Annotated in this window: 18 protein-coding genes; 9 read left to right on the top strand and 9 right to left on the bottom strand. The window is 47.3% G+C overall.

Going from position 1 to position 21,932, the window contains the following annotated elements; all coding sequences use genetic code 11:
- Window positions 1-17 precede the first annotated feature (17 nt).
- Window positions 18-659 carry an orotate phosphoribosyltransferase gene (pyrE, locus tag ACMXYU_RS16485; protein ID WP_415882844.1) on the bottom strand — a complete coding sequence of 214 codons (642 nt, stop codon included), beginning with the start codon at window positions 657-659 and terminating at the stop codon, window positions 18-20.
- A gap of 175 nt (window positions 660-834) precedes the next feature.
- Between pyrE and ACMXYU_RS16480 the strand changes: the two genes are divergently transcribed.
- Entirely contained in the window at window positions 835-1,605 is a 771-nt protein-coding gene (locus ACMXYU_RS16480) for an exodeoxyribonuclease III (protein ID WP_415899513.1), read from the top strand.
- A gap of 57 nt (window positions 1,606-1,662) precedes the next feature.
- On the opposite strand, the gene rph is transcribed toward ACMXYU_RS16480, so the two are convergent.
- The gene (gene rph, locus ACMXYU_RS16475) at window positions 1,663-2,433 is read right to left on the bottom strand and encodes a ribonuclease PH (protein WP_415882842.1); all 771 of its coding nucleotides are present in this window, start codon (window positions 2,431-2,433) and stop codon (window positions 1,663-1,665) included.
- A gap of 101 nt (window positions 2,434-2,534) precedes the next feature.
- On the opposite strand from rph, the gene ACMXYU_RS16470 reads away from it, so the two are divergent.
- Window positions 2,535-3,398: a YicC/YloC family endoribonuclease gene (locus ACMXYU_RS16470; protein ID WP_415899512.1), complete on the top strand. Its 864-nt coding sequence runs from the start codon at window positions 2,535-2,537 to the stop codon at window positions 3,396-3,398.
- A gap of 60 nt (window positions 3,399-3,458) precedes the next feature.
- Here ACMXYU_RS16470 and ACMXYU_RS16465 read toward each other — a convergent pair whose 3' ends face one another.
- Window positions 3,459-4,841, bottom strand: a complete 1,383-nt coding sequence (locus ACMXYU_RS16465) for a peptidoglycan DD-metalloendopeptidase family protein (RefSeq protein WP_415899511.1) — start codon at window positions 4,839-4,841, stop codon at window positions 3,459-3,461.
- 194 nt (window positions 4,842-5,035) lie between these two features.
- Between ACMXYU_RS16465 and gmk the strand changes: the two genes are divergently transcribed.
- From gmk to ACMXYU_RS16450, 3 genes are all read left to right on the top strand, one after another.
- A complete protein-coding gene (gene gmk / locus ACMXYU_RS16460; RefSeq protein WP_415884691.1) occupies window positions 5,036-5,656 on the top strand; it encodes a guanylate kinase in 621 nt (206 codons plus the stop codon).
- A gap of 60 nt (window positions 5,657-5,716) precedes the next feature.
- A complete protein-coding gene (gene rpoZ / locus ACMXYU_RS16455) occupies window positions 5,717-5,929 on the top strand; it encodes a DNA-directed RNA polymerase subunit omega (protein ID WP_415886249.1) in 213 nt (70 codons plus the stop codon).
- A 169-nt stretch (window positions 5,930-6,098) separates the two neighbouring features.
- Complete coding sequence (locus ACMXYU_RS16450; protein ID WP_415899510.1) at window positions 6,099-8,231, top strand: RelA/SpoT family protein; 2,133 nt, start codon at window positions 6,099-6,101, stop codon at window positions 8,229-8,231.
- Between the two features lie 27 nt (window positions 8,232-8,258).
- Here the strand turns inward: ACMXYU_RS16450 and ggt are convergent, their stop codons facing one another.
- The gene (ggt, locus tag ACMXYU_RS16445) at window positions 8,259-10,013 is read right to left on the bottom strand and encodes a gamma-glutamyltransferase (RefSeq protein ID WP_415899509.1); all 1,755 of its coding nucleotides are present in this window, start codon (window positions 10,011-10,013) and stop codon (window positions 8,259-8,261) included.
- Window positions 10,014-10,130: 117 nt separating this feature from the next.
- Between ggt and ACMXYU_RS16440 the strand changes: the two genes are divergently transcribed.
- The gene (locus ACMXYU_RS16440; protein WP_415882836.1) at window positions 10,131-11,438 is read left to right on the top strand and encodes an HDOD domain-containing protein; all 1,308 of its coding nucleotides are present in this window, start codon (window positions 10,131-10,133) and stop codon (window positions 11,436-11,438) included.
- Here the strand turns inward: ACMXYU_RS16440 and ACMXYU_RS16435 are convergent.
- Window positions 11,435-13,369 (bottom strand): ATP-binding cassette domain-containing protein, encoded by a 1,935-nt coding sequence (locus ACMXYU_RS16435; protein WP_415901137.1) that lies wholly within the window; start codon window positions 13,367-13,369, stop codon window positions 11,435-11,437. The two genes, ACMXYU_RS16440 and ACMXYU_RS16435, sit on opposite strands and share 4 nt — an antisense overlap.
- 22 nt (window positions 13,370-13,391) lie before the next feature.
- On the opposite strand from ACMXYU_RS16435, the gene ACMXYU_RS16430 reads away from it, so the two are divergent.
- Together ACMXYU_RS16430 and ACMXYU_RS16425 are read left to right on the top strand one after the other, a co-directional pair.
- Window positions 13,392-13,892: a TIGR02444 family protein gene (locus ACMXYU_RS16430; RefSeq protein WP_415899508.1), complete on the top strand. Its 501-nt coding sequence runs from the start codon at window positions 13,392-13,394 to the stop codon at window positions 13,890-13,892.
- Between the two features lie 137 nt (window positions 13,893-14,029).
- A complete protein-coding gene (locus tag ACMXYU_RS16425; RefSeq protein ID WP_415899507.1) occupies window positions 14,030-14,746 on the top strand; it encodes an FKBP-type peptidyl-prolyl cis-trans isomerase in 717 nt (238 codons plus the stop codon).
- A gap of 81 nt (window positions 14,747-14,827) precedes the next feature.
- On the opposite strand, the gene ACMXYU_RS16420 is transcribed toward ACMXYU_RS16425, so the two are convergent.
- Together ACMXYU_RS16420 and rsd are read right to left on the bottom strand one after the other, a co-directional pair.
- Window positions 14,828-15,805, bottom strand: a complete 978-nt coding sequence (locus ACMXYU_RS16420; RefSeq protein WP_415899506.1) for a WD40 repeat domain-containing protein — start codon at window positions 15,803-15,805, stop codon at window positions 14,828-14,830.
- 6 nt (window positions 15,806-15,811) lie between these two features.
- A complete protein-coding gene (rsd, locus tag ACMXYU_RS16415) occupies window positions 15,812-16,282 on the bottom strand; it encodes a sigma D regulator (RefSeq protein WP_415889621.1) in 471 nt (156 codons plus the stop codon).
- Window positions 16,283-16,549: 267 nt separating this feature from the next.
- Between rsd and ACMXYU_RS16410 the strand changes: the two genes are divergently transcribed.
- Window positions 16,550-16,954, top strand: coding sequence for a flagellar basal body-associated FliL family protein (locus ACMXYU_RS16410; protein ID WP_415897164.1), 405 nt, complete (start codon window positions 16,550-16,552; stop codon window positions 16,952-16,954).
- Between the two features lie 75 nt (window positions 16,955-17,029).
- Here the strand turns inward: ACMXYU_RS16410 and gshA are convergent, their stop codons facing one another.
- Complete coding sequence (gshA, locus tag ACMXYU_RS16405; protein WP_415899505.1) at window positions 17,030-18,595, bottom strand: glutamate--cysteine ligase; 1,566 nt, start codon at window positions 18,593-18,595, stop codon at window positions 17,030-17,032.
- A gap of 164 nt (window positions 18,596-18,759) precedes the next feature.
- Complete coding sequence (locus ACMXYU_RS16400; protein ID WP_415899504.1) at window positions 18,760-21,909, bottom strand: efflux RND transporter permease subunit; 3,150 nt, start codon at window positions 21,907-21,909, stop codon at window positions 18,760-18,762.
- Window positions 21,910-21,932: the final 23 nt, after the last annotated feature.

Genomic DNA, 21,932 nt, shown 5'->3' with positions numbered 1-21,932 from the left:
GCTCCGGTAAGCAAAACTTAGATACCGTATTCGTCGCGGTATTTACGAATCGCTTCAAGTTCAGTCGCCATATCGCCTTTTTCAGTCAAGTAATCAATCAGATCACCAAGGCTAACGATGCTGATAACAGGCATGTTGTAGTCGCGTTCTACTTCCTGAATCGCAGATAGCTCGCCTTTACCTTTCTCTTGACGGTTAAGGGCAATTACAACGCCAGCAGGTTTTGCACCCGCTTGATCGATGATCTCCATTACTTCACGAATCGCAGTGCCTGCTGTGATTACATCATCGATGATCATCACGCCGCCTTCTAGAGGTGCACCTACTAGGCTGCCGCCTTCACCGTGAGTTTTTGCTTCTTTACGGTTGAATACGTAAGGAACGTCATCACCGTGCTGATCAGATAGGGCTACCGCTGTTGTTGCAGCTAGTGGAATACCTTTATATGCAGGGCCAAGCAGTACGTCGTAGTTAACGCCAGAATCTTTGATCGCCTGAGCGTAAAAGCGGCCAAGCTTAGCTAGCGCAGTACCTGTGTTGAAAAGACCTGCATTGAAAAAGTAAGGGCTAGTACGGCCAGATTTAAGCGTGAACTCGCCAAAACGTAGTACGTTCTGTTCGATAGCAAACTCAATAAACTCGCGCTGGTAATCTTGCATGGCAAACTCCGCTGGGAAAGGGGTAAAAAATTTGCGGCTATTCTACCAGTGGAAGCCTTGAGTCTCCATTGTTCAACGAACACTCAAAAAATTTCATTTTGCTTAACTTCCCTATACAATTCGACCAATCGCTAAAAATAATAGATAAGTCTGATAACGGACAGGAACACCTTCTATGCGCGTCATCACATTCAATGCTCAAGGTATTGAACAAGCTACTGAAAACGGTTTTTTTGACTGGATGGTCCGTCAAGATGCTGATGTTGTTTGCTTGCAGGATCTGCGGGCGAAAGAATATCAACTTGATGACGAACGCTACCACCCCGAAGGTTATCACTCATATTTCTTTGATGCCTGGGAAGATGGCTACAGTGGTGTAGCTATATACAGCCGTACCATTCCTAAAGCGATCATGACCGGTTTGGGGTTCGAGTTGTGTGACCAGCACGGCCGTTTTATCCAAGCGGACTTTGATGATGTCAGTGTTGGGTCGTTCTGCCTGCCTTCTGGTTTGAAGAGCGAAGAAGCACAGCAGCAGAAAGAAGCCTTTATGGTCGACTTTATCGGTCACCTAAATAAAACCCTACGTAAGCGTAGAGAGTTTATCTTCTGTGGCACGACTAACATTGCGCACAAGCCAGTCGATCTGAGTAACTGGTACGCTAACCAAACGGTTTCTGGCTTTTTGCCGCAAGAGCGTGAGTGGATGGCTGAGATCTTTGATGAGATGGGCTATATCGACGCTTTCCGTCAGATCAACAAAGCAGAACGTCAATTCAGCTGGTGGCCTGATTACAACCGTGCCCGTAAGTTGAACGAAGGTGCACGCTTGGATTACCAGATTACTTCAGCAAGTCTGCGTAAGACGGTTAAAAATGCGCAGATCTATCGTGATCAGATGTTCAGTGAACACGCGCCAATCATCATCGATTACGATTTTGATTAAGTTGATTTAGAAAACAAAAAAGGAGCCAATAGGCTCCTTTTTTAATGGGCTGAAGGTTTATTCAGCCAAAGCTTTTTGCTGCAGATCGATCAGCTCAGAGATACCTTTGCGTGCTAGATCCAACATCGCATTCAGCTCGTCCTGAGTATAAGGCGCGCCTTCGGCAGTACCTTGCACTTCGATAAAGCCACCGTCGCCAGTCATGATCACGTTCATATCAGTTTCAGCTTTGCTGTCTTCAGCATAATCCAAATCGAGAACAGGCTCACCTTCATAGATACCTACAGACACTGCTGCGATCTTCTGCACCATAGGGTCGCCTTTCATAGCGCCGTTCTTATCTTGCTTAAGCACATTAATTGCATCTTGAAGGGCAACATAAGCACCAGTGATGGACGCTGTACGTGTACCGCCATCCGCCTGCAGAACGTCGCAGTCTAGAGTGATCGTGTTTTCGCCTAGTTTTTTAAGGTTAAGCGCAGCACGAAGAGAGCGACCAATTAACCGTTGGATCTCTACAGTACGACCGCCTTGTTTACCTTTAGCCGCTTCACGACCGTTACGAGACGTTGTAGAGCGAGGCAGCATGCCGTACTCAGCAGTAATCCAGCCTTGGCCAGAACCGCGCAAAAAGCGAGGTACACCGCGTTCTACAGTTGCAGTACAAAGCACCTTTGTATTACCAAACTCAACTAAAACGGAGCCTTCAGCGTGCATAGTAAAGTTACGAGTTATCTTAACTTCACGCATCTGATCATTTTCACGTCCGCTTGGGCGGTGCTTCTTAATACCAAGAGTTTGCAGCTGTTCTGAAATAGATGAACTCATGCCTGTCCTTTATCAATATTCTGGTCTGCCATAGCGTGGCACTGCCGAGCTAGGCTGTTACAATGCGAATTAATGATGCATTTTAATCGAGAATGAACAATATGACACGTAGCATGACAGCTTTTGCTCGACAGGAAGCCGAGCACGAATGGGGATCTCTAAGTTGGGAGATCCGTTCCGTTAACCATCGTTATCTGGAACCTCACCTGCGTTTACCGGAAAACCTAAAAGAGCTAGAAGGTTTTCTACGTGAACAGCTACGTAAAAATCTAAGTCGCGGTAAAGTTGAATGTACTCTGCGCTTCAACCCAGAAGCCAAAGTTCAACAGCTGGTGGTGAACCCTGCCTACGCGCAAGAGGTTGTACAAGCAGCCGAACAGATCCAAGGCATGCTGAAAGAGCACCAAGCGCTTGATCCACTAGAACTACTGCGCTGGCCTGGTGTATTGCAAGACACCAAGCTGGATATGGATCTAGTCAAAAAATCGGCTAAAGATCTTTTCGGTACTGCACTTAAAGACCTAATCGAAGGTCGCGGCCGTGAAGGTGTTGAACTCGCAACACTGATCAACCAGCGCCTAGATGCAATTAGCGAAATCGTGAAGGAAGTTCGCGAAAAAATGCCGCAGATTCTGCAAAACCAGCGCGATAACCTGCATCAGCGTTTAGCAGAACTAAAAGTAGAGCTAGATGAAGGCCGCGTTGAACAAGAGATTGCGCTGCTAGCGCAAAAAGCCGACGTCGATGAAGAGATGGACCGCCTAGACACCCACGTACAAGAAGTGCGCCGTGTCCTAAAACAAAAAGGCCCAATCGGCCGCCGTTTAGACTTCCTAATGCAGGAGCTAAACCGCGAAGCGAATACCCTATCTTCTAAATCGATTGTTGCGAGCACGACTCAATGTGCGGTTGAGCTGAAAGTGCTAATCGAACAGATGCGTGAGCAGATCCAGAATATTGAGTGATTCAATCTAGAATCATCAGATCCCTACTCGGACTCGAGTAGGGTGTTCTTCAAGCCTTACTTAAAGCGTACTCTGTGCGCTTTTCTCGCCTTTATTACTCAAAGCTAGTTGTTGCTCATTCTTAGGTTGATCTAAGCGAGCAATATAATCTTTAAGCTGGCGTTCGAACGCGTTTTTCTTCTTACCTGTGAGTGATACCGCAATTGGGATTTTGGCTTTCATTGCGTTCACCGGGCGGCCATTTTTATGTAGTTCGAAGTGTAGGTGAGCGCCGGTTGAGCGGCCTGAGTTGCCGGACAGGGCGATCTTTTGGCCGCGTTTCACGCGTTGGCCTTTAACTACATAAGATCTATGCAAGTGTAGGTAACGGGTTTTGTAGCTCTGACCGTGTTTGATCTCGATATAGAGCCCCGCGTATTTATGGCGAACCACACGGGTTACGACACCATCACCGGTTGATACTACTGGTGTGCCGATGCGCATGGCGAAGTCGGTGCCGTTGTGTGGGCGAATCAGCCCGGTTACAGGGTGTTTACGGCGTGGATTAAAGTGTGAAGATAGACGGTATTTACCGTTAAACGGATAGCGCTGGAAGGCTTTCTCTAGATTACGGCCTTTCTCGTCGTAGTAGTTATCTTCAAACAGGAAAGCGCTGATATTGTGGCGGTTCTTGATTCGGATTGCCTCAACTTTAGTGTTGCCGGTTGCTTCGCCATCAACATATTGGCGAGAAACGAGCACTTCAAACTTATCACCACGTTGGATATCACGACGGAAGTCCACGCGCTGCTTGAGTACTTGGGTAATCGATTGCGCCTCAGCTTGAGTTAGACCAGCTTTTTTGCCCGAACCAGTAAAACTATAGAGGATCTCGCCTTGGATTAGCTTCTCTTGCCAATCACCTTCGATACGAATCTCTTCAAACTCAAAACTATCTGCTTTTCGCGTATACACAACTTTGTGCGCAAGGCTAAATTGCAGTTCTAGACGCTGTAGTTTTTGATTTTGTTTTTCAAAAACTAAAGTGTGCCCCGGCATTAGGTTATCTAATGCTAGAACGTTAACGTCAGTTTCGAGCAGCTGATACATGGTTTTTTGAGGCAGGTGTAAGCGCTCAAAGATTTTACCTAAGGTATCGCCTTTACGAACGATGTATTGGTAACCATTAGTGCCTGTATCTGGAACTAACAGGGTTTCTGCGGCGGGTACGCTGTCAAAAGTCCAAGGGGCTTTTAGCTGGCGAATGCTAAACTTCGGTTGCTCAAAGATCGGCGCATCGGTGTCCACAAGGTGTTCTAGAGATAAAGGTGTGGACGAATGAGGGCGATCGCCAGAGGGTAGAAAAGCCGCCACTAGAAGCATTGCTGCTAAGGCTATAAGTGCGCGCTGGTGGCGCTTAGGTAAAGCTGTTACAAAACCTGCTGAGGCTGAAATCCAGCGCATCAAAGTAAACCGTCGTACAAAGTTTGAGTCATAAGTACTTTCGATCATATAGTATTTATCGCTGAAAGGCCCGTATTTCCTCAGGATTCGTAGTTTTAAATGGCTTATTTAGTCTGTTTTCATGGTGAAAAAGGGGAAAGATCTTATAATAGCCCTGCAGCAAGACGGTTTGCTGCTTCAATTTGAGTATGAGAATTCACATGGCTAAAGGCACGTTATATGTTGTTTCGGCTCCTTCGGGAGCGGGTAAAACCAGTCTCGTTAAGGCGATGCTAAAACAGGATAATGATATTGTCGTATCAGTATCCCACACCACGCGGGATATGCGTCCGGGCGAAACAAACGGTGTGGACTACAATTTCGTGTCTATGGATGAGTTCAATCAGATGATTGAAGCATCTGATTTCCTAGAGTTTGCTGAAGTATTTACCAATAAATACGGCACCTCTCAGCGTTGGGTTGAGGATCAGCTAGAGCAGGGTAAAGATGTTATTCTAGAGATCGATTGGCAGGGTGCTCAGCAGATTCGTCGTTTGATGCCTGAATGCCTGTCTATTTTCATTCTTCCGCCGTCCCGTGAAGCGCTCCAAGAGCGTCTGACTAACCGTGGTCAGGACAGTGACGAGGTGATCAACCTACGTATGTCTGAAGCGGCGAGCGAAATGAGTCATTACGGCGAGTACGATTACCTTGTGATCAACGATGATTTTGATCAGGCACTGCGTGAACTACACGGCGTATTCCTGTCGCAGCGTATGCAGATCGCCCAGCAGCAAGAACGTTGCCGTGATCTGTTGAGTTCTCTATTGTCATAAGCCAAATATGCAGGTAAACTGCGCGGTCTTTTTAATGTACCGAATTCTGAGGTTACCCCCATGGCACGAGTTACCGTTGAAGATTGCCTAGAAAACGTAGATAACCGTTTTCAGTTGGTTATGGTTGCCGCTAAGCGCGCACGTCAGCTTGCTACTGGCGGTAAAGAACCAAAAGTAGAGTGGGAAAACGACAAGCCAACCGTTGTTGCTCTACGTGAAATTGCAGAAGGTCACACTGACCGTACTGTTCTGGACGAAGTCGAGCAAGACTAAGCCCTAAGCACACTGCTTTATCAGACGCCTCGCTATCATGCGGGGCGTTTGTGTTTATACTTGTTGGTAAATTCGTTAGTAATTCCTTGTTTAGGTCTTTTCCTAGCAGAATGAATGCGGCATCATCAGATGTAATGTGCATTTATTTGTTTGTAGCACTGGAGGGGTAATGCCGACCATTGACGCACTTTCTCAACGCCTGAATGATTACCTGGATCTGGAACAGATTCAGCAGGTGCGTCGTTCCTATTTTTATGCCGAACAGGCCCATGATGGCCAGAAGCGTAAAAGTGGTGAACCTTATGTAACACACCCCCTTGCCGCGGCAAATATTCTTGCAGAACTGCGTATGGACCATCAGAGCCTGATGGCAGCCATGCTGCACGATGTTATCGAAGATACCGAGATCGCCTACGAAGGGATCGAATCCCAGTTTGGTAAAGCCGTTGCCGATATCGTTGACGGTGTATCTAAACTGACCCACCTAGAGTTTGAAACCAAAGCCGAAGCTCAAGCCAGCAACTTCCAGAAGATGGTGTTGGCGATGGCGGAAGATATTCGCGTGATTTTGGTGAAACTGGCGGACCGTCTGCACAATATGCGTACCTTGGGTGCGATGCCGGGGCATAAGCAGCGACGCATCGCTCGTGAAACGCTGGATATCTACGCACCGATTGCAGCTCGACTAGGCATGCGTGATGTGCAGGTGGAGCTGGAAGATCTGGCGTTCCAAGCGCATTACCCAATGCGCGCCAAGCATATTCGTCGAGCAGTCGTTCAAGCGCGTGGTCAGCGTAAAGATGTGATTAGCTCGATTCAGGAAACGATCGAAAAACGCCTCCAGAAAGAGGGTTTGAGCGGTACAGTTACCGGTCGAGAGAAACACCTTTACAGCATCTACTCCAAGATGAAGGCGCAGCGTAAGTCCTTCTCTGAGATCATGGACGTATTTGCTTTCCGTATCGTGACCGACTCAGTTGATGACTGTTACCGTACACTTGGTGCCGTGCATAATTTGTATAAACCGGTGCACGACCGCTTTAAAGACTATATCGCGATCCCTAAAGCCAACGGCTATCAGTCACTACATACTGATCTTTTCGGTGCTAGAGACATCACCATCGAGGTGCAGATTCGTACCCATGAGATGGATGCAGTAGCCAATCAGGGTATTGCTGAACATAGCCACTACAAGAACGAAGAAGAATTGGATGCATCTGATAGCGCATTAGGCAGTTATAAGCGTGCCCGTAAGTGGGTGCAGGGCTTGTTAGAGATGCATCAGCGCGCAGGTAACTCCATGGAGTTTATCGACAGCGTTAAGACCGATCTGTTCCCTGATGAGGTGTACGTCTTTACGCCGCTGGGTAAAATTATGGAGCTACCAAGTGGTGCGACAGCGGTAGACTTTGCTTATGCCGTTCATACCGATGTCGGTAACTCTTGTGTCTCTTGCCGTATAAACCGCCGATTGGCGCCGCTGTCTCAGCCGTTAGAAAATGGCCAAACTGTCGAAATTATTACAACGCCAAGCGCTCAGCCAAATATGGCATGGCTCAACTTTGTTGTCACAGGTAAAGCGCGTACAGCGATTCGCCACTACTTGAAGAATCAACAGCGTCACGAGTCTGTAGAGCTTGGTCAGCGTTTGTTAAATCAGTTCCTCGCCAATTATGGTGCGACCTTAAACGATATCGATCCGTTCAAACTGCGTGAGCTGCTGCAAGAAGCTGAATTGGATAGCATGGAAGACTTGCTAGAAGATATCGGCTTGGGTAATCGCATGGCGTATGTCGTTGCGCGCAGGCTGCGTCCGGAAGAGGGTGCTCAGTCGGGGGATGATAGTGAAACAAACCGCCGCCAGAAACCGATGTCGATTAAAGGTACTGAGGGTATGGTGCTGCAATATGCGAAATGCTGTTTACCTATCCCGGGTGACTCGATTATTGGTCATATCAGTACTGGCCGCGGTTTAGTTATCCATCAGACCGATTGCCGTAATATAGGCTACCTGCGTGATGATCCAGAGAAATGTATCTATCTGGAATGGTCAGACAACTTGGACGAAGAGTTCAGCGTTAATCTGACCGTCCAGGTTGAGTCCCATCGCGGCATTATTGCTGAGCTTGCTACGACCACTTCGAGCATAGGTGCGGATGTTGTTGCGATTGATATTAGTGAGCACGAAGGTCAGCTAGCGAATGTCCATATGGAAGTGACAGTGACTGACCGTATCCATTTGGCACGCGTGATGAAGAAACTGCGTCGCTTGAAGAGTGTGAACCGTATTACCCGCGACTGATTTCGTTTTCGCAAAAGTTAGCACTAGTTATTCCCCTAGTGCTAAACCTTCCCTTCGATTATCTACTGCACTTTCCCATTCGTTTGATGGCAGACGACGGAATCCGTGTAGGCCACTATTCAGATCTCTTACCTTTATCTGATGCCCCATCGCCTCTAACGGCTGCTGTAGCTGATCAATAGGTGTGTCCGCCTCAAGCTCGGTTAGCCCGTTACGGTTGCTGATATGTGGCTGATTAACGATCTCCTGCATACTGAGGTCAGAGTTGAACATCAGCAGCAGGCTTTGCGCTACATAGTTGATGATTCGGCTTCCGCCAGGAGAACCAATGGCTGCATGCAAATTTCCATCTGCGTCGAATATCATAAACGGCGACATCGAGCTGCGTGGGCGTTTGCCCGGTTGCACGCGGTTGGCGACAATCTGCCCTTTGCTAATACCTTTGAAAGAGAAGTCCGTTAGCTGATTGTTCAGCAGAAAACCTCCTGCCATCAGCGTTGAGCCAAACGCCATTTCGATACTGCTGGTCATCGACACCGCATTGCCCCAACGGTCGACCACCACAAAGTGAGTAGTGGAGGGGCGTTCTGGGGATTGCGCATCAACTAAGTTAGCCATAGCGTGTGGAGGTTTACCTGCCTTGGCTTGGCCTAAGTCTTTATCTAGTGAGATTAGTTTGGAGCGCTCATTTAGGTAGTTAGGGTCGAGTAATCCTTGTACAGGCACATCGACAAAATCGCTATCGGCTAGATAACGGCCACGATCCGCAAAAGCGAGGCGTGATGCTTGGGTGAAGAGATGGTTAAACTCCAAGCTCTCTGGGGCAAAGGTTGCTAGATCATGTTGCTCAAGCAGTTTTAGTATCTGCAGTACAGTGACACCGCCAGATGTTGGCGGTGGGAAACCGCACACTCGATACTCTTTGTATGGCAGACAGATCGGAGCGCGTTCTTTAGCTTGGTAACTAGCTAGGTCACTTTTATCGAGTAAACCCGGATTGTCCTTAATGGATTGCACCTTATCCGCGATTGCGGTTGCAATAGGGCCTAGATAAAACGCTTGGGTGCCGTTATCAGCAATTAACTGCAAACTGTCGGCTAATTCGGGGTTAGTTCTGATAAAACCGACCGGCAGAGGGGAGCCATCAGGGTTATAAAAATAGTCTCTCGCTTCTTTATAGCGGTTAAGCCCCGGGTTGATACCGCTGGCGATCAACTTGTGTAAGCGTGGGCCTATCGGAAAGCCTTCTCTAGATTGTTGAATAGCATCGTCAAACAGATCTTGCCAAGCCAGTTTACCGTGCTTTTCTTGCGCCATTTCCAGCATTTTTAAGACACCGGGTGTGCCAACAGAGCGCCCACCGACCATAGCTTCTACCCATGGCATCGGCTTTTTATTTTTTTGGAACAATCGGTAGTCTGCTTTCGCCGGTGCTGTCTCGCGGCCATCATAAGCCTTCAGCGTTTGCTGCTCCTGATCCCAATAGAGCATAAATGCGCCGCCACCAATACCAGAGGATTGTGGCTCAACTAAGGTCAGCATGGCTTGAATGGCTACGGCAGCATCTGCGGCTGTACCGCCTTGTTGCAGAATGCTTAGGCCAGCCTGAGTAGCAAGAGGGTGTGCTGTGACTACTAAGGATTGTTGGGTGGCGATCGCTTCGCTTTGATAGAGCCCGGTAGATGATTCGGGAGCAAGATCCTCTTCCACTGCGTGAGCGGAAAGACCGAGCAGTGAAAAGATGATCAGCAATGCTTGGCTAATTTGGAGAATTATCGACATTTTTCTCATTTAAACTGATTTAAATCGTGAATTTTTGACCAAGAACTTTGCTTTCCCTAATTGTTGCTAATAATCTACCCTTTAGATTAAACCAAGACTAGGTTTGGAGAGAGTAAATTGTCAGTCGGCGTACGAGTTCTGGAAAACAGTGGTGAATTACCGCAGTTTCGCTTGGTGTTATTGCATGATGCTGAAGGTAAGGTGCTGGCTCTGCTTCCTGCGGCGTCATTACTCAATTTAGTTTCTGTCTGGAAAGAGACAGGTCGACAGCTACAGCCTGTTCGTGGCGAAGATGCGAAACGCTATTTTAGCCAAGATGCCTTAAGGCATCCTGAAGGACAGAAAAAACTTTTATCTCTCAAGCTGTTGGTATCTCCTGAAATTTTGCAGCACGATCGAGTCGAACTGATCGAACCGCACGCTGAGCTGTGTTTTGGCGTGAGTGCTAAACAGATCGAGAAAGCGAGTAGCTGTAACTTAGCGCTTACCACAGAGCAGATCGAAGCTGTGCAGCCGAAAGGTGATGACCGCGTTGTTATCACTCAGGCGGTTGAGCGCTTTACTGAGTTGCGAATCAAGCAACGCCTTGAAGATACTTTAGGTCTGCCTTCTCTATCTCCAACGATTAAAAAAATTATCGAGCTTCGCTCTGATCCAGAAGCAGGTGTGAGTGAGCTCGTACCGGTCGTGCGGATTGATCCTAGCCTTTCTGCTCAAGTGATGAGCTGGGCTGCATCTCCGTATTATGCGGCTCCAGGTAAAGTCAGCTCGATTGATGATGCGGTTATCCGTGTCCTTGGTTTTGATCTCGTGATCAATATGGCGCTAGGTACGGCGATGGGTGAGATGCTACGTGTACCAGAAGATGGCCCACGTGGTGCGACGCCTTACTGGTTGCAGTCGGTTTATAACGCTGCGTTTGCTGAGCAGCTATGCCGTGCTATGCCAGAAAATGAAGATCAGCCTAAACCGGGTTTGATCTACCTGTCTTCTTTGCTACATAACTTTGGTTATCTCGTGTTGGCACACCTGTTCCCGCCACACTTCACACTATTGTCCCGTTATATCGAGGCAAACCCACACTTTGCTTTAGATTCGGTAGAACAACAGGTATTGAGTGTTACCCGTGAACAGATTGGTAGTTGGTTGCTATCGAGTTGGGAATTGCCAGCTGAGGTAACGACAGCGATTCGTCATCAGAATGAACCTGATTATGCCGGCGAACATAGTAACTATGTCAAAGTGCTCTATATGGCAAACCGTCTGCTGCGTCAGCAGGGTTTGAGTGACGGTCCTTTGGAAGAAGTTCCAGAAGAGATGTATGCAGAGCTTGGCTTAAAAGAGCCTGATGTAGCTAAAATGCTTCGCCGTTTAATGCGTAATGACGAAGATATTAAAGAGTTAACAGCGTTACTGGGTGACTAAACGTCACCCAGTTCTTCCTCAAGGGCTTCCAGAGCTTCTTGCTGCTCCATCCACTCTTCTTCGGTTTGCTCCGCTTGCTGTTTCAACTCCGCTTGTTGTTGTAGCAAGGTTTTGAGCTTGTCCTTGTTTTGCTCTTCGTAGATCGAACTATCACTAAGTGCTGTTTCGATCTCATCTAGCTGTTCGTGCTGCTTTTCCATCGCTTTTTCTAGCTTTTCCAACTGCTTTTTCAGTGGACGTAGCTGGTTACGACGTTCGGCTGCTAAACGTTTCTGTTCCTTACGTTCTGCTGCAGAGAGCGTCTTTTTTTCTTCTGTCGCTGCAGGGGCAAAGGCTTCAGCTTCGGCTTTTTGTTCGAGGCGCTTCTGTTCTAACAACCAGTTTTGGTAGTCATCTAGATCACCTTTAAACTCTTCAACTTTGCCATTCGCAACCAGAAGGAACTCATCTACGGTATTACGCAGCAGGTGACGGTCATGGGAGACTAGAATCAATACGCCTTCGAACGATTGTAGAGCAAGGGTCAGTGCGTGACGTACTTCCAGGTCCAAGTGGTTGGTTGGTTCGTCCATCAATAGCAGATTTGGTTTCTGCCAAGCGATCATAGACAGTGCAACGCGGGCTTTTTCACCACCAGAAAAGTTATCCACAGGCTCTAATGCACGATCACCGATAAACCCGAAGGAACCTAAGAAATCACGGATCTCTTGTTCGGAGGCATTTGGACTAATGCGTTTGATATGTAAAAGCGGTGAAGCCGCCATATCGAGTGCTTCAAGCTGATGTTGAGCAAAATAACCGATCTGCAAGTTGTCACTTTCGTGGCGTTCGCCATTGCAGAGATCCAAATCGCCCACGAGTGACTTAACTAGCGTTGATTTACCAGCACCGTTTGGGCCAAGAAGACCGATACGCGCACCGGGCGTAAGGGTCAAAGAAGTTTTATCCAGAATAACGCTATCGTCATAGCCGCACTGTGCATCGTACAAAGTCAGCAATGGCGATGACATCTTGTCTGCAGAGCAAAATTTAAAGCTGAACGGACTATCAATGTGCGCAGGCGCAATTTTCTCCATGCGCTCCAGCTCTTTGATACGGCTTTGCGCTTGTTTTGCCTTAGTGGCTTTAGCACGGAAACGGCGGACAAAGTTTTCAATTTCACCAATACGCTGTTGCTGTTTCTCAAATGCAGATTGTTGCTGTGCCAGACGATCCGCCCGCTGTATTTCAAAGGCTGAGTAACCGCCCTTGTATAGATTCAGCTTGTTACGCTCGATATGAGTGATATGGCTTACCACGTTATCGAGGAAATCACGGTCATGGGAGATCAGAATCAACATGCCCGGGTATTGGCGCAGCCATTGTTCCAGCCAGATCGTTGCATCCAGATCCAAGTGGTTGGTTGGCTCATCCAGAAGTAACAGGTCAGATGGGCACATCAATGCTTGAGCTAGGTTAAGACGGATTCTCCAGCCGCCTGAGAACTCTTTGACTGAACGGGTGATATCGTTATGGCTAAAGCCTAAACCGGCGAGAAGCTGGGCTGCACGAGACTCAGCGCTATAACCGTTGTGGTTATCTAGCTCGGCATGCAGCTCGCCTAAGCGATTCATATCATGATCGGCTTCTGCTTTCGCAAGCTCTTGCTGGATAGAGCGGAGCTTGTAATCACCGTCTAAGACGTAGTCGAGTGCTGAGCGATCAGAGGTCGGAACCTCCTGCGCCATATGAGAGATACGCAGTCCCCCCGGTAGCTCGAGGTCTCCGTTATCACAGTGAAGCTCTCCGAGTAGCAGTTTAAACAGAGAGGATTTACCCGCACCATTTGCACCAACTAAACCGACTTTCCACCCCGAATGCAGGGTCAGATCGGCTTGTTCTAGCAATATGTTGTGGCCGCGTTGTAAGCTAACTTGCTGAAATTGAATCATGGCGGCGGATTTTAACATAGAGATGCAATTGAAAAATGACCTTTGGGACTTTGCGCTCAACTTTTATCAACAGCCGGGCATAGAGCAGAGCTGTTTAGAGTTACAAAACGAGTTTGGGTTGAGCATTAACCGTCTGATCTTTGCTTGTTGGGGCGGGATACAGGGCTATGCGCTCGAATCGATTACTTGTGATGAGGCGGATCACTGGCAGCAGGAGATGACCCATCCACTGCGTGGTGTTCGTTATAAAGTGCGCGAACGTAAGCAGCAAGAATCGGAATATGATGCTTGTTATCAGAAGTTGCGTCAGGCTGAATTGGCTTGTGAGCAGATAGAGCTCGCTTTGCTCTATCAACAGGGCCAAAAGGCAAAGCAAACACAACCATCTTTAGAAATAATTGAAGAAAACCTGCATAGCTATTTGAAATCTAAAAAAGTGCCTATAGATAAAGAGATATTAGGCGCATTGAATCCCCTGTTACAGGCGGCTAACACCTACTTAAGCACGAATCATAAGGAATAGGTGGTGCCCCGCTGAACTTTGCTGTTTAATCAGGGACTAATAAGGCCTGTTGTAACTTGTAGGTTTATCTCAATTGATAGGATAGCTGCCGCAAAAGGCGCGCTGATTCCAAAGAATTACAAACAAGGATATTTAGCATGAAACAAACTTTGCTGGCGGTTGCTCTAGGTGCCGCGATGGTATCTCCAATGGTTTCCGCAGTGGAACTAAAAACTGAAGAGCAGAAAGTTAGCTACAGTGTTGGTCTGATGGTTGGTGAACAGCTTAAGACGATCCCTAATGTTGATTTTGATGCGTTCCTTGAAGCTGCTAAAACAACTTATGGCGATAAAGAGCCAAAGCTGTCACCTGATCAGGTACGCGAAGTGATGACTGCTTTCCAGAAGAAACAGATGGAAGAGCAGAAGAAAAAACACGATCAATTAAGTTCTGACAACCTTGAAGCAGGTAAAAAATACCTAGCTGAAAATGGTAAGAAGAAAGGCGTTACAACAACTGAGTCTGGCCTTCAGTACGAAGAGCTAACAGCTGGTAAAGGTAAGTCTCCAACAGCTGCAGACACAGTAAAAGTACACTACCGTGGTACGCTTATTAACGGTGAAGAATTTGATAGCTCGTTCTCTCGTAACGAACCTGTATCTTTCCCGTTGAACGGTGTAATTCCAGGTTGGACTGAAGGTCTACAGATGATCAAAGAAGGCGGTAAAGCGCGTTTGGTTATCCCTGCTGATCTAGCGTACGGTCCAGGTGGTATGGGCAATGCAATTGGTCCAAACGAAACACTAATTTTTGAAGTTGAGCTTCTGGAAATTAACCCAGGTGCGGAAGACGCTGCTGAAGCTGAGCAGAAGTAATCACTTCTTAGCAAGGTTTGACTTAAAAAGGCCGATGCTTCACAGCATCGGCCTTTTTTATTTAATCACTTTTTAGTACGTTTATTTCAGCTCGTTCATGATGCCGTTTGAGCCAATTGCATAATATTTACCCTGACCAAATGCCACTGCGTATACACCGGCATGCACTGGCCCGTAGGGGTCTCGCTTATGAATTCGCCATGTGCGAAGTTCTGCACCGGTTTTAACATCCCAAAGCTGTACTAACCCCGCTGCGGTACCGGTTAATAACTTAGAGTTATCTGGAGAAAAGCGTGCGCTTAGATAGCTTACTCGTTTTTGCAGTAGATCTTTTATGTTGCTCAGAACGTGTAGCTCTTTACCGCTATTCACATCCCAAATTACGGCTTTATCTAAGCTGCCGGCACTGAAGGCATACTGAGTATTTGGCGAGATAGCGACAGTATCCACTACATTGCCAAACTCTAGCTCACGTAGCATTTCACCGGTCTGCATGCTCCATAGCTTAGCTTTGTAAGCATCAGAACCTGTTAGCGCAAGAGTGCCGTCATCACTGAGGTCAACACTGCGAACACGTGCATTATGGCGAAGGGTACGTTGGACACCGCCGTTTTTGACATCAAAATATACAGCGGTGTGATCGGCTAGGCCAAGTAGCGCGAAATCACCATTCGGGGATAGGTCCATCTGCATGATCTCAGCAGGGGAACTCCAGAACCATTCTGGTTTACCGGTTTTTACATCCCATAGAACGAGATCTTGCTGGTTTGCTGTCGCGGCATAAGTGCCTTCCGGAGAGAAGGCCGTCGCTGCGATGATAGAGAAGTCTTTGGCTTTATGATTCCAGTTGAACAGGCGCTCGTGATTGCTGCTCTGCCAAAGGCTTCCGCCGTGATTGAAAGAACCTATAACACTATGAGAGCCATTTTCGGATAAGGCAGCGGAATATGCGCCGGTAAGTGCATATTCCTTCCACAAACTTGGGTCATCACCGCCGCCACAGCCAGTTAATCCGAGGATACTGCCAGCCAGTAGCAGTTTACTAAACCCATAGCGCATCAATTCTTATCCTTCTACCGCTTCTCTGTGGGAGGTATGAAGCACGGCAATCATTTTATCTTCGAGTTCGAAACGTTCTTCCAGTGCTTCTCCAAGTTTAGATAAACGCTCGGAAAATTCACGGATCTGCTGCACTGTAGGATCAAGAAGATTATTAAAATCATCGTTAAAATCTAGCGCAATATCGGTGCTTACCTGAATTTTAGGTAGCAGTGACTGGCCTTCTTCAAGACTGCCATCATTGAAATCGCTGCCTTCCAATAGCAGCTGCTCATAGACCTCAAAGTGTCCAGAGGAGAGATAATCCATCAACGTCTGGCAAAAGCCTTGAGCTTTATTGTTCAGCTCTTCGTTGATGTGGTGTTCAGGCAGATGGACAAATTGGCTGATCAGCATCTGACGTTCTTCAAGCCAAGAATCGATGATCTCGCTGACACCGCCCCAGCGCTCTTTAGCGTTTTTGCATTTCTCTAACATCCTGCGCTCCTTTCCTACCATGTAGACAGGGGTTGGTAAATTCAGAGTGAAAGTGATTTACCATTTCTATTTATTAGTACCCTTTCGCTCATCATATTCCTAAGCTGATTCAGGGTGCAACCGTCCCTATAGTAAAAAATAGTTTTTTCGACCGCTTTGATATAGAACAGGGTCAAACACAGTTAACTTTTTGTCCATAAGCCCCTGTTGGGGCTGGAAATAGCGCGCTATACTGCTGCTATTGAAGACGAATGACTGAGGCGAACAATGCTTAAGCGACTGGTTTTATTTATTTTTTTGGCTTTTTCTGTACAACTGACTTGGGCAGAAGGTGATGAACAGAAAACCGCTGAAGACTATGTTAATTACATCGAATTAAAAGCGTTTGTAACCAATTTTGGTGGTGTAGGTAAAACGCGCTTCCTGAAATGCGAAGTGACGATTCAGGTATCAAGCGAAGCGGCGCACCATGCGGTAAACCACCATATGGCTCATATCCGTAATGATATTGTGTTTCTGCTAAGTGCTCAGACTGATGACACGGTTGGTACAGTTGAGCTACAGCAAGAGCTAGCGAAGAAAGCACTGAAAAAAGTACAAAACATCTTAGTAGAAGAAGAGGGTGAAGGTTTCGTATCTGATCTTTTCTTTACGAGTTTCGTAGTGCAGTAGCTACTAACCGAAAACAAAAAAAGCAGGCCACTTCGGTGTCCTGCTTTTTTTATGGGCGCAATATAGAGTGGCTAATTAGTTCGCCATATAGTCCGCTAAGTAGTCATCAAAGTCTGGCTGCTCCGCCGCTTCAATTTGCTGTTGTTCTACAAGAGAGCTTTGGCTGAGTTCTTCCAACATCGCTGCCATCTCTGATGAAGGTGCTTCGGATAGCAGAGTTTCTTTATGGCGCTGTGCTTGTTGCATCACAAAGTCACCGTGGTCGAAATTCTTATCCTGCATCTCTTTAAGTACTTGCGCTGATGGCGTTAGCTCAGGATCTAGCAACTTAGCTTTTTGGACTTTAATTGCTGCGCCAAATTGACTGCTATTGTGTGCTTGATCAAACAGCGCTGCCGTTTTCTCCATTTCTGCGAGAAACTCGATGCCCCAATCCTTCAAAGTAACCGTCTGATCGTTGTTGATTAGTGTCAAACCTGGTTCACGGCCGCGAGTGACCACCTGCTGGTGGTTATCTTGAATCTGCTCACACTCAGCATTGCTAATTTCGCTATCGTCCATCAGCAAGCAGGTGACTAAGAACAGGTCTAAGAAATCAGCTTGGGTCTGATCGATACCCAAAGGTAGGAATGGATTGATATCGGTATTACGGACTTCGATATATTCCACGCCCTTAGACATCAACGCATGAATCGGTTTTTCACCGGATTCTGTGACGCGTTTAGGGCGAATATCGCTGTAGTATTCGTTTTCAATCTGTAAAACATTGGTGTTTAGCTGTCGATATTCACCGTCTACTTTGACGCCGATCTCTTCGTATTGCTGGTAAGGCGTACGGATCGCACTCTCCAGAGATTTGGCGTAAGTATCTAGATGGTTAAAGCAGATATTTAGGCTAGCTTGAGCTTTATTGGAATAGCCAAGGTCGCTCATACGCAATGAAGTCGCATAAGGCAGATACAACGTACCTTTGCCCATCTCTTCTAGGTTGTGCTTCTTACCCTTTAGGAACGAGCTACATAAAGCCGGAGATGCACCAAAGAGATAGATTAGTAGCCAAGAATAACGACGGAAATTTCTGATCAGGCCGAAATACGCAGCGGATCGGAAATCTTGTAGTGATAGTTCACTGCCTGAAAAACTATGGTAAAGCGGCCAGAATGCTTCAGGGAGTGAGAAGTTGTAATGAATGCCAGCAATGGTCTGCATTACTTTACCGTAGCGATGCTCTAAACCTACGCGGTAGATGTATTTCATCTGGCCGACGTTTGATGAGCCGTAACGAGCGATAGGGATCTCTTTCTCTGGCGGCAACAAGCATGGCATGCTGGCTGGCCAGATCTGCTCTTTATCGAGTTTCTGATAGGTATAGCGATGAAGATCTGCAAGGAAATTCAGGGCATCAGAGGACTTTTCGAAAACGGGCGTAATAAATTCCAGTAACGCTTCCGAATAATCAGTGGTGATATGAGCGTGAGTGAGCGCTGAACCAAGAGCTTGCGGATGAGAGGTTTGAGCTAATCTGCGTTGATCATCAACACGTAAGCCTTCCTTCTCTATACCGTGTTGTAGCTGGGTTAGCAGTCCAGAATGGCCTGCTTGGTTAAGCCAATCTAGCTTTTGTTCTAGTGCTGAAGACAAAAGTCGATCCTTTAAGTCACTCGTTGAGGGGCAACATTATAATTGAGGGAATATTAAATTGCTGCATCGAAACAGTTAGTTTGCGCTTTCGACCTAAACTGCCTCAATTAATTCAATCTGACGTGCTAATTTATCAGATAAAGGGCCGTTATTGGCCCCTCTGATTATGCGGCTTCTTCTGTTTTCTGCTTGCCAAAACGTTGTTGTAGTTGGAACCAGCAGATGAGTAGGCAGGGTAGGAAGCCCAGGGTGATGATCACAGAGAACAGGATTCCCATCATAACCACGATACCAACACCTCGATAAAGCTCGGTGCCTGCGCCCGGAATAAAGACCAATGGCGCCAACCCGAATACGGTTGTGACCGTGGACATCAGAATCGGTTTGAGTCGTTTAGCGACGGCTTGGTTTACCGCGTCTACGATAGAGGTTTTGCCTAAGTGTAGATTATCCCGAGCTTGGCAGACGATCAGGATTGGGTTGTTCACTACGGTCCCGAGTAAGATAACAAAGCCCAGCATCGTGATCATATCGAAGGCTTGGTAGAAACCCGGTAAGCCAGTTTGTTGCAGAAGTTCACCGAGCATATTGGCTGCGACTAAACCGACAACGCCGCCGGCGATGCCTAAAGGCACAGTGGTGAGAATGAGGCTTGGATAACTCCAGTGGGACAAAATTACGACTAGAAGTAGGTATATCAGTAAAGCTGCGACGATAAAGTTATTAAACAGGGCGGTTTGAGTCGCATCCAGTTGGTCCGCTGCACCGGAAATACTGATGCTGACTTTCGGTAGAATTTCGCCCTCGGATTTCATCAACGGGATTAATTCGGTTCTTACTTTTTCGACCGCCGTTTCTAGTGCCACGGTTGGCGGTGGCAGGATGTAAACGGAGACGGTACGACGACCTTCGATACGACGAATATCTTCACTTGCGACGGTCTCTTTAATCTCAGCTAGTGCTGACAGAGGGAGAACACCGCCACCCGGGACTGAAATTGGTGTTTGGCTGAGTAGCTCAATGCTCTTTGCGGCATTGAGTTGGCTGTAGAGCAGCATATCGACTTTCTTGTCGCCATCGATAAACTCACCTACATAAGCGCCATCACTGAACGCCGCCACGGCGATACCGAAATCTTCCGCTTTGATCCCTAATTCCGCCAGTCTTTGCCACTTCGGTAAAATCTGGATCAGAGGTTGATCTAAGGAGAGGGATTTTGGTTCTGAATCAAGGCGAGGGTTATCAAACATCTCTTTTGCACGGGTCATCACATTTTGCGCAGTAGTGAAGAGAGCTTGCTGATCGGCACCGGAAACGTTTAGCACTACAGTACGGGTGCCGCCTTGGTTACTAGAGATAATCGAACCCCGCGATGAAAAGGCGCGCATACCCGGATAGCTGGTAAAGAACTGGGTGATCTCTTTCATCATCGGCTCTTGATGGTCATAGTCTTTAGGCTCACTCAGCAACCATACGGAACCTGAGCCGATATAGAGCAGGTAATAACGTAACGCCGGAATCATCCCTTGTTCGGGTATGTAGTCTTCCGGTTGCTGCTGCACGGCTAGATCGACTTTCTCTTTAACTTCAGCGCCAATCAGGGACATCTCTTTGTAGCTGTAACCGGCAGGGGCAAACATCATCGAAAATGACTTTGGCTCTTCACCTTCGGGTAGGTATTCCGCTGCTGGCATAAACGCAATAGCTAACCCTAAGGTTGCGAAGGTGCTCAGCGCGATGACCGTTATCCGGCGTTTGAAACCATCATTTAGCCAAGTGATCAGCTGCATGATTTTGCCCTGCTGATATTGCTTATCGTCCGATTTAGTCGATAAACCAAAGAATGCGCAGGCAGAAGGCACGACAAACAGCGCAAACAGCATAGAAGCTAAAATGGAAGCGGATACGGTAATTGCGATATCGGAATAAAGTTGCCCAGCTTCCTGCTCGACAAAAAAGATCGGCGTAAACACTAGAACGGTCGTGGCACTGGAGGCGATGACGGCAGTCCACACCTCTTTTACTCCAGCAATGGCTGATTCAATCCGATCCATGCCCTGGCGTAGTTTCTGCTCGATGCTTTCGAGCACTACGATACTGTTATCAAGAGTCATACCAATCGCAAAGGTAATCCCGGCTAAGGAGATTACGTTGATACTGCGGCCAAACATCATTAAGCCGATAAACGCGGCGATGGTACAAACAGGGAGTCCAAGCAGGCAGAAGAGCGTTGCGCGGCCAGAGCGCATAAATACGTATAGAACAAGGCTTGCCAGTAACGCACCTAAGCAAAGGTTTAGCACCACGCTTTTGATAGAGGCTTCTACATAGCGAACATCATCTCCGATCAGCTCTATACGCATGCCGTTGGGTTTAAGAACATCGCGGCGCAGTTGTTCGACTGCTTGCAGCATGTCTTGTTTGATTTGAATAACGTTGGCACTGGGTTCTCTACGAACCCCTAAAGTGATCGCTCGCTCACCTGCAACATAAGCGACGCCGTTAGTTTCATAATGATCGAGTTTGATGTCGGCAACATCTTTCAGATAGGTGCTGACGCCATTTTCGTGGCGAATAATAAGGTTGCTCAGTTCCTCTAAGTCATTGAAGCGACCTTGAGTACGCAGTAAATAGCGGCGTTTACCCTCTTCAATATCGCCAGCAGAAATATCTCTATTACGGGTTTGGATCGCACTTTTAACATCCGCCATGCTTAGCCCGCGTTGGGCAAGTTGGTCAGGTTCAATATGGATCTGGATCTGACGCTCGGTTTTTCCGCGCATAGAAACTTGAGATACCCCTGGAACCCTTTCCATCACTGGACGTACCTGACGATCAATAAAATCGCTGGTCATGTCCATATCGAGGTTAAATGGGTTGCCAGCTTCAGGTACCACCGAGAAATAGAGGAAAGGGTTAGCAGAGAAGGAGCTGATTCTTACACTCGGCTGGTCGACATTATCAGGGTAGCCCGCCACTTGATTAAGCGCGTTGGTGACCTTGATCATCGCCTGATCAAGGTTGGTTTTTTGGGGGAATTCTAGAATGATCTCGGCTTTACCAGTCGAAGCGATCGACTCCATAAATGCTAGATTCGGCAGAGTGCGTAGATGACGTTCTTGCTCTAACAAGATCTCTTGTTCAATGTCTCGTGGCGTTGCTCCTGACCAGCGGGTCTCAATCTCAATAACCTGCGCATCTAGATCAGGGATCATTTGCACCGGCATCTTCAGGCTGGCTACCACGCCCAATAAACAGACCATCAATACCAGAACGGCTAGTAGGCGGCCTTGTTGAATAATTGCTCCTAGCATGGGCAACGTATTCCTCTTTAGAA

The organism is Neptuniibacter sp. QD48_11 (assembly GCF_047778095.1).
Lineage (GTDB): Bacteria > Pseudomonadota > Gammaproteobacteria > Pseudomonadales > Balneatricaceae > Neptuniibacter.
This window is presented reverse-complemented; position numbering and strand designations above follow the sequence as displayed.

Coding starts and splice junctions, on each gene's coding strand:
- pyrE (WP_415882844.1), bottom strand. CDS start 659: ATGCAAGATTACCAGCGCGAGTTTATTGAGTTTGCTATCGAACAGAAC.
- ACMXYU_RS16480 (WP_415899513.1), top strand. CDS start 835: ATGCGCGTCATCACATTCAATGCTCAAGGTATTGAACAAGCTACTGAA.
- rph (WP_415882842.1), bottom strand. CDS start 2,433: ATGAGTTCATCTATTTCAGAACAGCTGCAAACTCTTGGTATTAAGAAG.
- ACMXYU_RS16470 (WP_415899512.1), top strand. CDS start 2,535: ATGACACGTAGCATGACAGCTTTTGCTCGACAGGAAGCCGAGCACGAA.
- ACMXYU_RS16465 (WP_415899511.1), bottom strand. CDS start 4,841: ATGCGCTGGATTTCAGCCTCAGCAGGTTTTGTAACAGCTTTACCTAAG.
- rpoZ (WP_415886249.1), top strand. CDS start 5,717: ATGGCACGAGTTACCGTTGAAGATTGCCTAGAAAACGTAGATAACCGT.
- ACMXYU_RS16450 (WP_415899510.1), top strand. CDS start 6,099: ATGCCGACCATTGACGCACTTTCTCAACGCCTGAATGATTACCTGGAT.
- ggt (WP_415899509.1), bottom strand. CDS start 10,013: ATGTCGATAATTCTCCAAATTAGCCAAGCATTGCTGATCATCTTTTCA.
- ACMXYU_RS16435 (WP_415901137.1), bottom strand. CDS start 13,369: ATGATTCAATTTCAGCAAGTTAGCTTACAACGCGGCCACAACATATTG.
- ACMXYU_RS16430 (WP_415899508.1), top strand. CDS start 13,392: ATGCAATTGAAAAATGACCTTTGGGACTTTGCGCTCAACTTTTATCAA.
- ACMXYU_RS16425 (WP_415899507.1), top strand. CDS start 14,030: ATGAAACAAACTTTGCTGGCGGTTGCTCTAGGTGCCGCGATGGTATCT.
- ACMXYU_RS16420 (WP_415899506.1), bottom strand. CDS start 15,805: ATGCGCTATGGGTTTAGTAAACTGCTACTGGCTGGCAGTATCCTCGGA.
- rsd (WP_415889621.1), bottom strand. CDS start 16,282: ATGTTAGAGAAATGCAAAAACGCTAAAGAGCGCTGGGGCGGTGTCAGC.
- ACMXYU_RS16410 (WP_415897164.1), top strand. CDS start 16,550: ATGCTTAAGCGACTGGTTTTATTTATTTTTTTGGCTTTTTCTGTACAA.
- ACMXYU_RS16400 (WP_415899504.1), bottom strand. CDS start 21,909: ATGCTAGGAGCAATTATTCAACAAGGCCGCCTACTAGCCGTTCTGGTA.